Here is a 13,801-nt window from a genome sequence, read left to right as displayed (position 1 = left end):
ATGGGGGTACAGCTGCCGAGTCTGGCGGCGCTCGCGGTGCTGGCGGTGTTCACGCAGGCGGGGATCTGGGTGGACGGGGACAACCTCGGCTGGTCCTTCGGCGTCTGGATGATTGCGGGCGCGGTGCTGGCTTCGGCACTCGTGCGCCGTGTGGGGTTGTGGACGGTGGCACCGGCGCCACCTGTCGTGTTCCTGATCGTCGCGGTGGGCAACGCAGCCTGGCGGCGTCAGTCGCAGTGGAAGTCGTTCTGGGGGAGCAGCAAGGAGTTCGCCGCGGACGCGGTCCCGTGGTTCGTCAACGGGTTCCCGTGGCTCGCGGCGTCGGTCGGCGCGGCCGTGGTGGTCGTGGTCGTCCGCATGGTTGTGGGGGGAAGAAGGAATGCAGATCTTCGTCGACGCCAACGGCGGTAGACGGATGGTGGCGCGGCTGGTCAGTCTGACCGTCGCATGTGGACTGATCGTGTTCGCCGCCGTGGTCGGTGGCACGCTCCTGGAAATGTGGTGAAGCGCGCACCACGGCTGCACTGGGTCTCGATCCTGCTCGGGTTGCTCGTGCTGATGAGCGTGGTCTCGTTCCACGCCTACACGGCGATCAAACCCGAGCCTGTGCAGCACGCCCGCGAACACCGTGAGCTGCCGGAACGCACGCTGGCGCTGGCGTTCCACGGCGGCCCGGATCCGAAGTGGACACCGCGCCTGCTGACCGCGCTGCGGGAAGCAGGCGTCAAGGCGACCTTCTTCGTCACCGGCACGCAGGTCACCCGCAATCCCGAGGTGACCAGGCGCATCGCCGACGAGGGGCACCAGATCGCGCTCGACGGGTTCCGCGTCGAGGGCGACCTCGGCAACCCGCTGAACCTCGCGTTCGCGCAGGCCGCGCTGGCCGACGTGCTGGGCACGCACACGCGGCTCGTCGGCGCGCCCGCCGAGGTCGACAGCGGTGACCGCGACTACCAGGACATCGGCACGCTCGTGAAGATGTCGCTGCAGCACGGCGGGGGAGTCGTCCGGCTGCACGACGACGGCAGCATCGGTGCCGACATCGCCCGTGAGCTGGCCAAAGCACCCGGCTACCGGTTCGTGACGGTCACGGACGACCGCCCGGTCGAGGCCACCGCGACCGAACGCTTCACGGGCGCGGTCACCACGTGGTCGCAGCGCAACGGCGGCATCGTGCTGATGCTGCTCGGCACCTCGATCGCGATCGCCGCACTGCTGGGCCTGCTGCGGACCCTGATGCAGCTCGGTCTCGCGCACACCGACCGCAGGCTGCGGCGGGAAGGCGAGCAGGAGCCGCCGCCGTGGTTCGCGCCGCCGGTCTCGGTGATCATCCCGGCGTACAACGAGGCGCTGAACATCGCGGCCACGGTGAGGTCCATCGCGGCCAACAACCACTGCGCCGACGTCGAGGTGATCGTGGTCGACGACGGCTCGACGGACGGCACGGGCGACCGCGCCGAGGAGCTGGACCTGCCCGGTGTCACGGTGATCCGGCAGACCAACCAGGGCAAGCCCGCCGCGCTGAACACCGGTATCCGCAAGGCGAAGCACGACGTGCTGGTGCTGCTCGACGGCGACACGATCTTCGAGCCGGACACGATCGGCGAGCTCGTGCAGCCGTTCGCGGACGCTCAGGTCGGCGCGGTGTCCGGCAACGCCAAGGTCGGCAACCGCAAGGGCCTGCTGGGCCGCTGGCAGCACCTGGAGTACTGCGCGGGGTCCAATCTGGACAGGCAGATCCTGCACGCGCTGCACTGCATCCCGACCGTGCCGGGCGCGGTCGGGGCGTTTCGCGGGGCCGCGCTGACCGACGTCGGCGGGGTCAGCGACGACACGCTCGCCGAGGACACCGACCTCACGATGGCGGTCACGCGGGCCGGGTGGCGGGTCGCGTACCGGCAGCAGGCGAAGGCGTGGACCGAGGCACCGAGCACGGTCCGCGGGCTGTTCCGTCAGCGCTACCGCTGGTCGTACGGAACATTCCAGGCGATGTGGAAACATCGTGGAGCGTTGCTGGAGAACGGGCCAATGGGCCGGTTCGGGCTCATCTACCTGCTGGCGTTCCACCTGCTGTTGCCGCTGCTCGCACCGGTGATGGACCTGTATGTCGTATACGGTTTTCTGGTGGCGGACGCACCGTTCGCGCTGATCGTGTGGACGGTATTCCTGCTACTGCAGACCGCGAGCGCGGGATACGCGTTGAGGCTCGACGGCGAGTCGCTCAAGCCGTTGTGGGTATACCCGCTACAGCAGATCGTATACAGGCAGCTGATGTACCTGGTGGTGATCCAGTCGCTGATCACCGCGTGGCACGGCACGCAGCTGCGGTGGATGTCGGTGCGGCGGACGGGTCTGCTCACGGATGCGCCCGGCGGTACGGTGCACGTCACTTAGACGGCAGTTGGTAAGGGAGCGCGGTGGGTCGTACGCCCTTGGACGCACCGGAGCGTCTGCAGGAGGTCTTCGCCGCCGTGCTCCACGTGCTGGCCGAGGTCGGCTACGCCCGGTTCAACATGGACCTCGTGGCGCTCCGTGCGCGGGCGAGCAAGGCGAGTCTGTACCAGCGCTGGCCGTCCAAGGCGCGGCTGATCACGGACGCCCTCAAGGCGAACCTGCCCGAACTGCCACAGCCGGACGAGGGGACGTTCACCGAGGACGTCCGGGTGATCATGCGGGCGTGGGGCGAGCCGACGCCGTTCGACACGGCGGGCATCTTCCTCGGGCTGCTGGAGGGCAGCCGCCAGGACGCCGACCTCGCGTGCCTGCGCGAGGAGCACATCGACCGCGCCTACACCGAGCACCTGCGGGTCGCGGTCGACCGGGCGAAGACGCGCGGCGAACTGCCGGACCGACTGGACACCGACGTCCTCATCACCGCGCTGATCTCGACGTTCGTGCTTCGATCGGACGAGCGGGGCGTCATCGACAGCATCGTCGACGGCCTGTTGAGACCGCTAATCGGAATTTTTAGGGCCAAATAACTCGTCAGGCCGTAGTTTCTTCACTACGTTCGGTCATGGTTTCAAAAGAACAGTTCTGTTCTGTTGAAGGGACTCCCGTGACTGAAGCTGCCGTCTGCCCACTTCCGCACGAACGAGATCATCCGCTCCTGCCGCCGATCGGGTTCGCCGAGGCCGTCAGCCGCGGCCCGGTCAAGATGCGCTGGCTCAACGGTGTCGAGGCCTGGATCGTGGCCAGCTACGCCGGTGCTCGGCAGGTGCTGGCCGACCCGCGGTTCGTCACCCGCAAGGGCGGCCACCCGGAGATGCGCACCGACGAGGGCGAGGCCGTGGTCGACGCCGACCAGCCGGGCAACATCAACGGGATCGACGGCGAGGCGCACATGCGGTTGCGCCGTCCTCTCTCGCGCGGCTTCATGGTCAAGCGCATGAACGAACTGCGCCCGCGCATCCAGCAGATCGTCGACGAGCACCTCGACGTGATGGAGGCCAAGGGTGCTCCCGCAGACCTGGTCACCTCGCTGTGCCTGCCGCTGCCGTCGCTGGTGATCGCCGAGCTGCTGGGCGTGCCGCCGGAGCACCAGGAGCTGTTCCAGGCGGCCGCCAGGGAGATGTTCGGCAAGAACGGCTCCAAGGACGAGTACACCGCGCAGGCCACCAGGCTCGGCGAGGTGCTCGCGCCGATCGTCGCGGAGAAGAGGGCCGCGGGCACCAACGACGACATGATCGGCCTGATGGCCAACGACACCGACTTCAGCATGGAAGAGCTGATCTTCCTCTGCATCGGGCTGCTCGTGGCCGGCCACGAGACCACGGCGAACTTCCTCGGCATGTTCACGTTGCACCTGTTCGAGAAGCCCGACCAGCGGGAGATCCTGCGGCGCGACCCGAGCCGCGCCGACGTGGTGGTCGAGGAGCTGCTGCGGTACACGGTCGGCCAGCTCGGCGGCGCCGGCCTGACCCGCAGGGCGACCGAGGACGTCGAGGTCGACGGCGTGCTGATCAAGGCGGGCGACTGGGTGAGCGTGTCGCTCTACGCGAACCTCGACGAGGAGCTCTGCCCGCGCGCCGGAGAGCTCGACCTGGACCGCGAGGTCGTGTCGCACGTCGGTTTCGGCTTCGGGCCGCACCAGTGCCTCGGCGCGAACCTGGCCCGCGTGGAGCTGCAGATCGGGTTGCGCTCGCTGTTCACCCGGTTCCCGAACCTGCGCCCGGTGACGCCCGTGACGGAGATGCACTACCGCACCGACATGATCACTTACGGCGCCGCAGAGATCCCGGTGGAGTGGTGAGCACGACCGTCCGGATAGACCAGACGCGGTGCATCGGGTCGGGCCAGTGCGCGCTCGTCGCACCGGAGGTGTTCGACCAGTCCGATGACGACGGGCTCGGTCTCGTGCTGATCTCCGAACCCCCGTCCGGGCTGTTGCCGGGTGTTCGTGACGCGGTGGACCGGTGTCCCGCTCAGGCGGTGAGCCTGGAAGGGTGACTTGATCGGCCGTTGCGGTGAGATGTCGTCACTGGAAATTGATTCAGCTCTTCCTCGGTGACACCTCTATGGCCCCTTTCCGATCACGCTGTTCGTCCAGAATCGTAAGCGCGACCGCCACGGCGTTGTGGTGGTCGCGCCCATGCGTTCCGGGAGAGCCGAAAGACCCTTCCCGACCAGGTCGAACAGCGAGATGGTGACGGCGGCGCGGTGAGTACCGACGATGTGTTGCGGGTATCTGTACAGCGGGTGTCCGGCGCACGTCAGGAGGACCAGCTATGTTCAACGGCGAAGCATTTCCCGCTGGCGTGGACAAAACAGACGTGCGGCACGTGGAAACGTTGACGAGCGCTCTGCGGGCGCTCGACTACGAATACGGTGGAGGCTCCTGCCGGGACGCCTGCGTCGCGTTGTTGAACTGGGCGAACCCCCTGCTCGACGCCGGCTCGTCCGGACTCGTGCTGCAGCGGCTCCAGGTGGCCATCGCGGACCTCCACAACCTGGCCGGCTGGGCGTCGTTCGACATGGGACTTCTGGAGTCAGCGCACCTGCACTTCGGCCGTGCGATGGACCTCGCGCGTGCGTCGGGCAACAGTGCGTTGGAGGCCAACATCCACTACCGGATGGGCCGCGTACACCTGCACTACGAGCTCGCGGAGGACGCGCTGGCGTCGTTCCAACGTGGTCTGCCGATCGCACAGGCCAGTGGCTCCACATTGGCCGTGTCCATCCTGCACGCCAACGAAGCGTGGGCGTTCGCGAAGATGGGCGCCGAGAAACAGGCGTTGCGCCAGTTCGCGCGTGCGGAAGAAGAGTTCGAACGCGCTGCGGGTGAGGAGGCACCGCCCTGGGCGCGCTTCTTCGACCTGGCCGACCTGGTGTCGATCGGCGGCATGGTCCACACCGAACTCGCCCGCACGTGCGACGTGAAGTACGCGCGGTCCGCGGTCCCGTTGCTGACCAGGGCGATCTCCGCGGACGGAGACGAGCCGTCGCGCAGTCAGTCGTTCCGGCTCGCGGCCTTGGCCGTCAACTACCTGGTGCAGAACGAGGCCGAGCACGCGCGGGACATCGGGGAACAGGCGATCGCGGTGTCCGGCCCGATCCGCTCGGCGCGCACGCGGGACCGGATGCGGCCGTTGAAGCAGGAAGCGGAACGGTTGCGCGGCAACGAGGCCGCGGACGAGCTGTCGTTGCGGCTCGGCGAGTTCATGTCGTCTTCGCAGGGAGCGGCCTGAAACGTGGAAGGCACCGCCGGGGCCCGAGGAGAGGTTTGGGCTTCGAGCCCCGGCGATGCCATGTGCCCGAACGGCGCCTAGCTGGGGGGCCTTGGCGCCGCTCGGCGTTCTGGGCGGGTCACGTTCTGGCGGGTCACGTTCTGGGCGGGTCAGCAGCGGATGTCGGTGCTGGCCCGGTAGGTCTCCGCGCCGGAGTACCACTCGGCGAAGGCGGAGGTGCACGTGTCGATCGTGTCGGTGCCGCCTGACCACAGCTCCTGCTGCCGGTAGCGGCCGTCGCGCCGGCCCGCGTGGCCGTACGGCTCACGCGACCACTCGTTGCCCCACTTCTCGATGATCACGAACACGGGGGTGTACGGGGCACCGGCGGTGTGGACCTCGGACCAGGTGTAGATGTAGGCCCAGTTCTTGTTGCAACCCTTGAACTGCTTGACCGACGCCCACCGCTGCCCGTGCGCGCCGATGTAGGCGGTCTTGCCGATCTGGGTCACCGGGCCGCAGCCGGGAGCGCTCTCCGCCTGCGCCTGACCGGACGTCGCCACTCCCAGGAGCAACGCGGCGACGGCGACGAAGGTTGTCCGCTTCATGGGCGAGAAGCATCACGTGGCCCGCTGACATTTCGCTGACACCTCGGGTTACCGGCTGGTTAGGATCGGCACATGCAACGGCGGTGGGGGTTCAAGGTTCTCGGATCGTTGCAGGTCATCGACTCGGGCCGGGTCGTGGAGCTGCGCTCGGCCAAACAGCGTGTCCTGCTCGCCGCGTTGCTGATGAAAGCCAACGCGCCGGTCTCGTCGTACGAGCTGATGGAGCACCTCTGGGGCGAGGAGCCGTCCGGTTCCGCGCGCGCGACCCTGCAGACGTACGTCATGCGGTTGCGCCAGTCCCTCGACGACCTCGCGGACCGCAAGCTCGTCCGCACCTGGCCCACCGGCTACTCGATCCACGTCGACGACGACCAGCTCGACCTGCTGACGTTCCAGCGTCTGCGCGCCGAGGCCCGCCGCGCACCCGACCTGGAGACCGAGGCCCGCCTGCTGGGCGAGGCCGCGGCGTTGTGGCGAGGCCCCGCGCTCGACCAGGTGTCGTCGCTGCGGATGGAACAGACCGACGTGCAGCGCCTCAACGAGCAGCGCTGGGAGGTGCTGGAGCGGCGCAACGACGCCGAGCTGCAGCTCGGGCGCCACGACCAGGTCGTCGACGAGCTGCGCTCGCTCGTGGCGGAGCACCCTCTGCGCGAACGCTTCTGGTACCAGCTGATGCTGGCTCTGCACCGGACGGGGCAGCAGGCGCAGGCCCTGGACGTGTTCCGCCGCGCCAGCGACGTGCTCGCGGACGAGCTCGGCATCGACCCCAACGCCGAGCTCCGCGCGCTGCACATGGAGGTGCTGGCCGGGTCGTCGGCGCCGGTCGCGGTGCAGGCCGGGCCCTCCTGGCTGCCACCCGCGGTCGGGGACTTCTCCGGACGGGCCGACGAGGTCGGGCGGCTCACGGCAGGGTTGCGCGCCGGCGGGACGTGGACGATCACCGGGCCCGGCGGTGTGGGCAAGACTTCTCTGGCCGTGCACTGCGCGCACGTCGTGCGGGACGCGTTTCCGGACGGGCAGCTCTACCTGAACCTGCGCGGTGGTGAGCAGAAGCCCGTCGAACCGGCCGCTGCCCTGGACCGGTTGCTGCGCGGGCTCGGCGTTTCCGGCGGGGCGATTCCGTCCTCTGTGGACGACCGGGTCGACCTGTACCGCGACCTGTTGTCGGACCGGCGGATCCTCGTCGTGCTGGACAACGCGATCAACGAGGCTCAGGTCCGGCCGTTGTTGCCGGGGACCACCTCCGGTGCGGCTCTGGTGACGTCGCGAGCGGCGCTGGCGGGGCTCGAGGCCGCTCACGTCGTGCCGCTGGACGTGTTGCCCTCCACCGACGCGCTGGCGTTGCTGAAGGCCGCCGTGGGTGAGGCTCGGTGTGCCGCGGAACCCGCCGCGGCCCAGGAGATCGTGACCTACTGCGGACAGCTGCCGCTGGCGCTGCGGGTGGCGGCGGCCCGGCTGGTGGCGCGCCCGCACTGGCAGCTGGCGAAGCTGGCCGGGCGGTTGTCCGACGAGCGCCGGCGGTTCGACGAGCTGTCGCTGGGCGATCTCGACGTTCGCGCTTCGCTGGCCCTGTCCTACGACGGTCTGGACGAGTCGCATCGGACGGCGTTCCGGTTGCTGTCCCTGGTCGACACGCCCGACTTCCCCGCCTGGATGGCGTCCCCGTTGCTGGGCCTGGACATCGACGACGCCGAGGACCACGTCGAGGCGCTGGTTGACGCGCGGCTGGTCGACTACGCCGGGCGGGACGCGCTGGGACAGGTGCGATATCGGCTGCACGACCTGCTGCGGGCGTTCGGCCGCGAAGCCGCTGACGAGGATCCCTCCGTCGCCCTGAAGGCGTTGTTCGAGCAGTGGCTGGACCTGGCCTCACGGGCCGACGTCGAGCTGCCTCACCAGGCGATCCGGCTGGAACCGCTGGCGCTGGACCGGTTCGACCTCGGTGACGCGGCCGGCTGGTTCGACGCCGAGTGGCAGAACCTGCACGCCGTGATCACGCAGGCGGCGGCTCTGGGGCTGGGTTCGCTGGCTGCCGAGCTGGTCATCCGGTCGACGGCGTTCTGCGACCTGCGTGCCCGTTTCGACGACTGGGAGCAGATCAACGAGCTCGGACTGTCCTGCGCGCCACCGGAGCGCAAGCCGATCCTGTTGCAGCAGCGCGGGATCCTGTGCGCGCGGCTGCACAAGTACACCGAGGCGTTCGCGAACTTCGCCGCCGCGCAGGAGGGGTTCGCCGCTGCCGGTGACGTGTGGGGAGAGGCCTACGGCTGGTACGGCCTGGGGTGGATGCACGAGTGGAGCGGGCGGTCGCTGGAAGCCCGCGAGGCGCACCGTGAGGCCATGGCCCGGTTCGTGGCGTCCGGCAACCAGCACGGCGAGGTCGAGGTGCTGTGTTCGCTGGGCGCCATCGAACGACGCGCCGGTGGGCTGGCCGCGGCGCAGGAGTACCTGGAACGGGCGCGGCTGCTCGCTGGCCGGCTGGGAGACGAGCAGAGCGAGCTGATGGCGACGCTGGAACTGGGGCGGCTGCACCAGTTCACCGGCGAGCTGCAGATGTCCGCGGACTTCCTGCGGTCGTCGCTGGCTGCCGCACAGAAGCTCGGCGACCCGGACTTCGCCGCGAACATGCGGGTGTTCCTCGCCGACACGCTGATCCGGTCCGGGCAGGTGAGCCTCGCCGAGGAACAGTTGCGGCTGGCCTGGGAGTTCTTCGAGGAGCATGACGACATGCACGGCCGGATCTGGGTGTGGCGCCTGAGATCCGCGCTCGCCCCCACGCCGCAGGAGGCACTGCGGCTCGCCTCGCTGGCGATGGACTCCGCCCGGGAGATGGACTCGCCGCCGGAGTTCGGGCGGTCGTTGCGGGTGCTGGGCGACGCCTTGGAACGCGCGGGGCGCGTGGAGGAGGCTCGCGAGCACTGGCGGCAGGCCGAGGAAACGCTGACGGCGGCCGGGTTCCAGGCGGAGGTCGACGAACTCCGCCTGGCCACGTCTTAGTACTGGCTCAAGCCCTGGTGCCGGCCTAGTTCTGGTTCTGGCTGAGCACCGTGTCCACGGTGACGCCGGACGCCACGATCATGCTCAGCAACGGGTCCGGCACCTGCCGGTGGAACTGCACCACGTAGTTGTCGGCCGTGGAGAACATCGCCTTCGCCATGCCCTGCCACGTCTTGGTGATCCGGGCGACCTCGGTGTCCGTGTGGTCGCGCAGCGAGAAGTTCCACGCCCGCCAGTTCTCCGCGTAGATCCCGCCGACCTTCATCCCGTTGCACACGTAGGCGAACCGGACCTTGCCGAACACGTTCTCCTGCACGATCTCGCCGATCGGCATGCCGTCGCCGCGCTCCACGAGCACCTTGGACTTCCACATCGTCGCCGGACGCGTGATCCGCAGCAACGGGTGTCCCTGCACGTCCCGGATCTCCAGCCGGACGTCCAGCATCGAGTCGAGCTTCGTGAAGGCGCGCAACGCTTTGGCGGCGCCGGACTGGCCGACCTGTTCCACGGTGCCGATGTGGCGGGCGTGCTGATCGTAGATGACGTAGGAGTTCGACAACTCGATGAGCGTCGCCTTCTGGTTCACGACCAGAACGGGCTCGGTGAACAGCGTGCCGCCGCCCTGGCCGGCTCCCTGCGCGCCCGCGCGCTGCACCTGCTGCGCGACGCGGTCCTGACCGGTGCCGCCCATCTGCATTTCCATGTGATGGGCGTCGGTCTGCTGCTGGCGCGGTTGCGTGTGGGGCGTCCACTGGGTGCCGTCCCACCACCGCACGAAGCGGGGGTCGGCGTTGTCGGGGTACCAGCCCGGGGCGAGGTTCACGCGGATGAGGGTAATGCGCAAACCCGTGCGCCGCGCCAAGATGCGAGTATGTTCGCAGGCAAACGATTCTGGGCGGCGTTAGCGGCCGCGACACTCGTCCTGTTCGGCCTCAATGCCGGATTCAGCACCGCACAAGTAAACCCGTTGGTGAGTGTCGAGGCGTGCGCGGGTGCTTATCAAGGAGACAGCCGGCTCGGGCCCGAGACGCTGCCGAGACCGTGGCAGCAACCGGTCGGTCCGCTCGTGGCCGGGTACAAGCGGTTCGGGCACCTGAGCAAGGACGCGTTCCTCACCAGGTACTGGAACGGCACGAGCTGGAACTACCCGCCGCAGGACGGTTTCCGGCTCCGGCAGGACGGTGAGCCGATCAAGTACAAGACGACCCTGCGTGACGGAACGAGGCTCGACCGGTTCGGCAGCGAGTACGGCGGGTTCCTGGCATACCTTGGCGCGCACTACTCGACGCGCGCGATTCCACCGCAGAGCCTCTACACGTTCGACCCGGCCTACCGGTGCAACTACCACGCCTACCAGGTGAAAAAGGCGTTCGCGGTGTGGGAGGGGCCGATCGCGCCGTGGTTCGAGCAGCCCGGCGGCGGGCTGCAGCAGAAGCTGGACAGGACGTTGGTGCCAGGCGACGGGGCACTGAATGTCGCCTGGCTGCTCTCCAACGGCTACCTCGTGCGGATCAACTGACGGTGATCGCGCTCGCCGGGCACAGGCTCGCCGCTTCCTTCGCGGTGGCCTCGTGCGCGGCGTCCGGGTGCTCCACCAGGAGCACGACCGTGCCGTCTTCTTCGCTCTGGTCGAAGAGGTCCGGGTCCGTCAGGACGCACATCCCGGAACCGCAACACTTCGACTGGTCGACGGAAATCTTCATGCGGACCACGCTACTGGCAACGAGTGGACTCCGTAGATCCCCATGTTCGTGCGCAACGGCACCTCCTCCGGGTCCACGTCGAGCCGGAGGTCGGGGAACTCCTGGAACAGCTTGGCGAACGCGATCCGCATCTCGATGCGGGCGAGCTGCTGACCCAGGCACTGGTGGATGCCGTGCCCGAACGCGACGTGGCCGTGTGCCGGGCGGCGCAGGTCGAGCTCGTCGGGGTTGCCGGGGAACTTCTCCGGGTCCCGGTTGGCCACCGGGATGTGCATCATCACCGTGTCGCCGGCCTTGATCAGGTGCCCGTCGATCTCCACGTCCTCGGTCGCGGTGCGCAGCGGTCCGAAGTGGATGATCGACAGGTACCGCATGAGCTCCTCGACGGCGTTGTCGACGACCTCGGGCTCGTCGCGCAGGATCTTCAGCTGATCCGGGTGCTGCAGCAGCGTGAACGTGCCGATGCCGAGCATGTTCGCCGTGGTCTCGTGCCCGGCGAGCAGCAGGAGCATCGCCATGTTCGACGCTTCCTCGTCCGTCGGCTCCCCCGTGGCCAGCAGGTCGCTGATCATGTCGTCGCCGCCGGGGCTGGCCTTCTTGCGGGCGATCAGCTCGCGCATGAACGCCTGGATGCGCTCGAAGGCGGCCATGGCCGCCTTGACCGGCGTGTCCAGGCTCAGCATCTTCGCCGTGTCCTCCTGGAACCTGTGCTTCTCGTCGTAGTCGACGCCGAGCAGCGCGCAGATCACCAGCGACGGCACCGGCAGCGCGAACTCCTTGACGAGGTCCGCGTGCCCGTCGAACGTCCGCATGTGCTTGAGCTGGTCGTCGACGATCGTGCCGATCCACTCCGACAGCTGGTTCATCCGCCTGACCGTGAACTGGCCTTGCAGCATCTTGCGCAGCCGGGTGTGGTCCGGCGGGTCCTGGCTGAGGAACATGCCGGGTTCGACCTTGCGCTTCGTGCCGCTCTCGTCCACCTGGCGGCGCTTGTCCGGCAGGTGATGAGCCCCCGGGTCGTTGGTGAACTTCGGGCTCCCCAGGATCTCCCGCACCTGGTGGTGACCGGTGACGAGCCAGCCGAGATGGCCGTCGGCGAACTCGAGCCTGCTGATCCGTGCCTTGTCGCGGATCGCGCTGACCTCGGTCGGCGGGTCGAACGGGTTCGGCCGCAGGGTGGGCAGTTCTTCGGAGATCAGTTCGGTCATCTCGCACACCTCCCAGTGCTCGGTAGAGGACCTGTTTTCGAAGCTACAGAACATTCACCAATCTGTGAAGGTGACTCCAGGGACACGGTCCGCCACGAAGCGAGATCTGTCCGCATCCGCCGGTCGTGGGTCGCGACGGCCACGGCGGCCCTCGTCCGGCGCAGCGCCTCGGTCAGCTCGTCGACCAGTGCGATCGACAGGTGGTTGGTCGGTTCGTCGAGCAGCAGCACGTGCGGGCCGTTGCTCAGCAGAATCGCCAGCTCCAGCCGCCTTCTCTGTCCAGTGGACAGGCGGGAGACCGGGCGCGCGAGGTCTTTTCCTCTCAGCAGACCGAGTTCCTCCACCCGCGAACAGAGCTGTGCCGCGGTGGCGTCCTCGTTCGCGAACGACGACTCCTGGGCGAGCAGCGCCACCTCGCCGGTGTGGTGCACCGTGCCGCGAGCAGGCGCGATGCGGCCCGCGAGGACGCCCAGCAACGTCGACTTCCCGGCGCCGTTCGGGCCGGTGATCAGCAGTTTCTCGCCCGCCGCGAGCGAGATCGGCTCGGTGAGGTTCAGTCTTTCGGGTACTTCGAGCGGGGTCGCGTGCAGCAGGTCGCCGTCGGCCGTGAGCTCCGGCGGGGTGAAGAGCAACGGCGGCGGGGGAGCGCCGACGCGCTGGTCGTCCAGCTCCTCCAGCCTCCGCGCGACGTTGCGCATCTTGTTCGCCGCACGCGTGGTGCGCTGGTGCTTGAACGTGCCCTTCGGCGGTCGCCACGCGTCCTTCAACCGGCTCTGCGCTCGTTCGACCTTCTCGGCCAGCTCGTCGTGTTCGGCTTCCTCTTGGGCGAACCGCTGTTCCCACCGCTGACGTTCGGCGCGCTTGGCCTCCTTGAACGCCCGGTAGCCGCCGCCGTGCAGGTGCACCTCGCCGTCCGGGGTCGGGTCGAGGTCGAGCAGCTGTGTGCAGACGTCGTCCAGCAACGTGCGGTCGTGGCTCACGAGCACCACGACGCCGTGGTGTTGCTGCAGGCGTTCGGTCAGGAAGGTGAGGGCGTGCAGGTCCAGGTGGTTGGTCGGTTCGTCGAGAAGCAGCACGTCCGCGCGTTCGGCGAGCAGGCACGCGAGCCGGACGCGGTAGCGCTGACCGACGCTGAGTTCCTTGAGCCGCTTGGACTTCGGGTGCGCGGCGTCGAGCGCTTCGAGCGCGATCTCCGCGCGGCGTTCGGCGTCCCAGGCCTCGATGGCCTCGGCGTGGGCCAGTGCCTTTGCGTAGCGCTGTTCGTCGAACGGCTCCGCCGCACTGTCCAGTTCGGACAGCGCCTGACGGCTATCGCGCAGCGCTCCGGACAGCAGGTCCCCCACCGTTTCGTTGTCGTGGAACGGCATTTCCTGTTGCACAAGGCTCAACGAACCGTTCCGGGTGACAGTTCCCTGATCCGGTACCAGGTCGTCGGCGAGCAAACGGAGGAGTGTGGTCTTGCCGCGGCCGTTCTCGCCGATGATGCCGAGGCGCTGGCCCGCGGAGACTTTCAGGGAGATGCCGTCGACTACGGGCCCGGCCTCAAAGCCCTTGGTGAGGTCTTGGGTCGCCAAATGAACATGCGTGCGCATGCGGGATCCTCTTTTGGGTACGCGAAA

14 protein-coding genes are annotated in these 13,801 nt (G+C 68.4%); 9 read left to right on the top strand and 5 right to left on the bottom strand.

The window, feature by feature from the left end:
- The 7 genes from ABZ345_RS31865 (at position 1) to ABZ345_RS31835 (ending at position 5,687) form a co-directional block, all read left to right on the top strand.
- A complete protein-coding gene (locus tag ABZ345_RS31865; protein ID WP_359856847.1) occupies positions 1-411 on the top strand; it encodes a DUF6542 domain-containing protein in 411 nt (136 codons plus the stop codon).
- Positions 380-505: a hypothetical protein gene (locus tag ABZ345_RS31860; RefSeq protein WP_359856844.1), complete on the top strand. Its 126-nt coding sequence runs from the start codon at positions 380-382 to the stop codon at positions 503-505. Before ABZ345_RS31865 ends, ABZ345_RS31860 begins: the two co-directional genes overlap by 32 nt.
- Positions 502-2,394 (top strand): bifunctional polysaccharide deacetylase/glycosyltransferase family 2 protein, encoded by a 1,893-nt coding sequence (locus tag ABZ345_RS31855; RefSeq protein ID WP_359856842.1) that lies wholly within the window; start codon positions 502-504, stop codon positions 2,392-2,394. Before ABZ345_RS31860 ends, ABZ345_RS31855 begins: the two co-directional genes overlap by 4 nt.
- Before the next feature lie 23 nt (positions 2,395-2,417).
- Positions 2,418-2,981 carry a TetR/AcrR family transcriptional regulator gene (locus tag ABZ345_RS31850; protein ID WP_359856839.1) on the top strand — a complete coding sequence of 188 codons (564 nt, stop codon included), beginning with the start codon at positions 2,418-2,420 and terminating at the stop codon, positions 2,979-2,981.
- A gap of 77 nt (positions 2,982-3,058) precedes the next feature.
- Positions 3,059-4,252: a cytochrome P450 gene (locus tag ABZ345_RS31845; protein WP_359856836.1), complete on the top strand. Its 1,194-nt coding sequence runs from the start codon at positions 3,059-3,061 to the stop codon at positions 4,250-4,252.
- Entirely contained in the window at positions 4,249-4,449 is a 201-nt protein-coding gene (locus tag ABZ345_RS31840; RefSeq protein ID WP_359856833.1) for a ferredoxin, read from the top strand. Before ABZ345_RS31845 ends, ABZ345_RS31840 begins: the two co-directional genes overlap by 4 nt.
- 308 nt (positions 4,450-4,757) lie before the next feature.
- Complete coding sequence (locus ABZ345_RS31835; RefSeq protein ID WP_359856831.1) at positions 4,758-5,687, top strand: hypothetical protein; 930 nt, start codon at positions 4,758-4,760, stop codon at positions 5,685-5,687.
- 149 nt (positions 5,688-5,836) lie between these two features.
- On the opposite strand, the gene ABZ345_RS31830 is transcribed toward ABZ345_RS31835, so the two are convergent.
- Positions 5,837-6,274 (bottom strand): hypothetical protein, encoded by a 438-nt coding sequence (locus ABZ345_RS31830; protein ID WP_359856828.1) that lies wholly within the window; start codon positions 6,272-6,274, stop codon positions 5,837-5,839.
- Positions 6,275-6,346: 72 nt separating this feature from the next.
- On the opposite strand from ABZ345_RS31830, the gene ABZ345_RS31825 reads away from it, so the two are divergent.
- Entirely contained in the window at positions 6,347-9,271 is a 2,925-nt protein-coding gene (locus tag ABZ345_RS31825) for a BTAD domain-containing putative transcriptional regulator (RefSeq protein ID WP_359856826.1), read from the top strand.
- A gap of 25 nt (positions 9,272-9,296) precedes the next feature.
- On the opposite strand, the gene ABZ345_RS31820 is transcribed toward ABZ345_RS31825, so the two are convergent.
- Positions 9,297-10,094: a phospholipid scramblase-related protein gene (locus tag ABZ345_RS31820; protein ID WP_359856823.1), complete on the bottom strand. Its 798-nt coding sequence runs from the start codon at positions 10,092-10,094 to the stop codon at positions 9,297-9,299.
- A gap of 48 nt (positions 10,095-10,142) precedes the next feature.
- Between ABZ345_RS31820 and ABZ345_RS31815 the strand changes: the two genes are divergently transcribed.
- Positions 10,143-10,790: a TNT domain-containing protein gene (locus ABZ345_RS31815; protein WP_359856822.1), complete on the top strand. Its 648-nt coding sequence runs from the start codon at positions 10,143-10,145 to the stop codon at positions 10,788-10,790.
- Here ABZ345_RS31815 and ABZ345_RS31810 read toward each other — a convergent pair.
- From ABZ345_RS31810 to ABZ345_RS31800, 3 genes are read right to left on the bottom strand one after another with little or no spacing between them, the layout of a single operon-like run.
- Positions 10,783-10,974, bottom strand: coding sequence for a ferredoxin (locus ABZ345_RS31810; RefSeq protein WP_359856819.1), 192 nt, complete (start codon positions 10,972-10,974; stop codon positions 10,783-10,785). The genes ABZ345_RS31815 and ABZ345_RS31810 overlap by 8 nt on opposite strands.
- On the bottom strand, positions 10,971-12,182 hold the full coding sequence (locus ABZ345_RS31805; protein ID WP_359856816.1) for a cytochrome P450: 1,212 nt from the start codon (positions 12,180-12,182) through the stop codon (positions 10,971-10,973). Before ABZ345_RS31805 ends, ABZ345_RS31810 begins: the two co-directional genes overlap by 4 nt.
- Positions 12,179-13,774, bottom strand: a complete 1,596-nt coding sequence (locus ABZ345_RS31800; protein ID WP_359856813.1) for an ABC-F family ATP-binding cassette domain-containing protein — start codon at positions 13,772-13,774, stop codon at positions 12,179-12,181. Before ABZ345_RS31800 ends, ABZ345_RS31805 begins: the two co-directional genes overlap by 4 nt.
- Positions 13,775-13,801: the final 27 nt, after the last annotated feature.

Source organism: Lentzea sp. NPDC005914 (assembly GCF_040629405.1).
In the GTDB taxonomy this organism is placed as follows: domain Bacteria; phylum Actinomycetota; class Actinomycetes; order Mycobacteriales; family Pseudonocardiaceae; genus Lentzea.
The sequence above is the reverse complement of the archived record's forward strand: the minus strand, read 5'-3'. Positions and strand labels throughout refer to the sequence as shown.

Coding starts and splice junctions, on each gene's coding strand:
- ABZ345_RS31865 (WP_359856847.1), top strand. CDS start 1: ATGGGGGTACAGCTGCCGAGTCTGGCGGCGCTCGCGGTGCTGGCGGTG.
- ABZ345_RS31860 (WP_359856844.1), top strand. CDS start 380: ATGCAGATCTTCGTCGACGCCAACGGCGGTAGACGGATGGTGGCGCGG.
- ABZ345_RS31830 (WP_359856828.1), bottom strand. CDS start 6,274: ATGAAGCGGACAACCTTCGTCGCCGTCGCCGCGTTGCTCCTGGGAGTG.
- ABZ345_RS31825 (WP_359856826.1), top strand. CDS start 6,347: ATGCAACGGCGGTGGGGGTTCAAGGTTCTCGGATCGTTGCAGGTCATC.
- ABZ345_RS31815 (WP_359856822.1), top strand. CDS start 10,143: ATGTTCGCAGGCAAACGATTCTGGGCGGCGTTAGCGGCCGCGACACTC.
- ABZ345_RS31810 (WP_359856819.1), bottom strand. CDS start 10,974: ATGAAGATTTCCGTCGACCAGTCGAAGTGTTGCGGTTCCGGGATGTGC.
- ABZ345_RS31805 (WP_359856816.1), bottom strand. CDS start 12,182: ATGACCGAACTGATCTCCGAAGAACTGCCCACCCTGCGGCCGAACCCG.
- ABZ345_RS31800 (WP_359856813.1), bottom strand. CDS start 13,774: ATGCGCACGCATGTTCATTTGGCGACCCAAGACCTCACCAAGGGCTTT.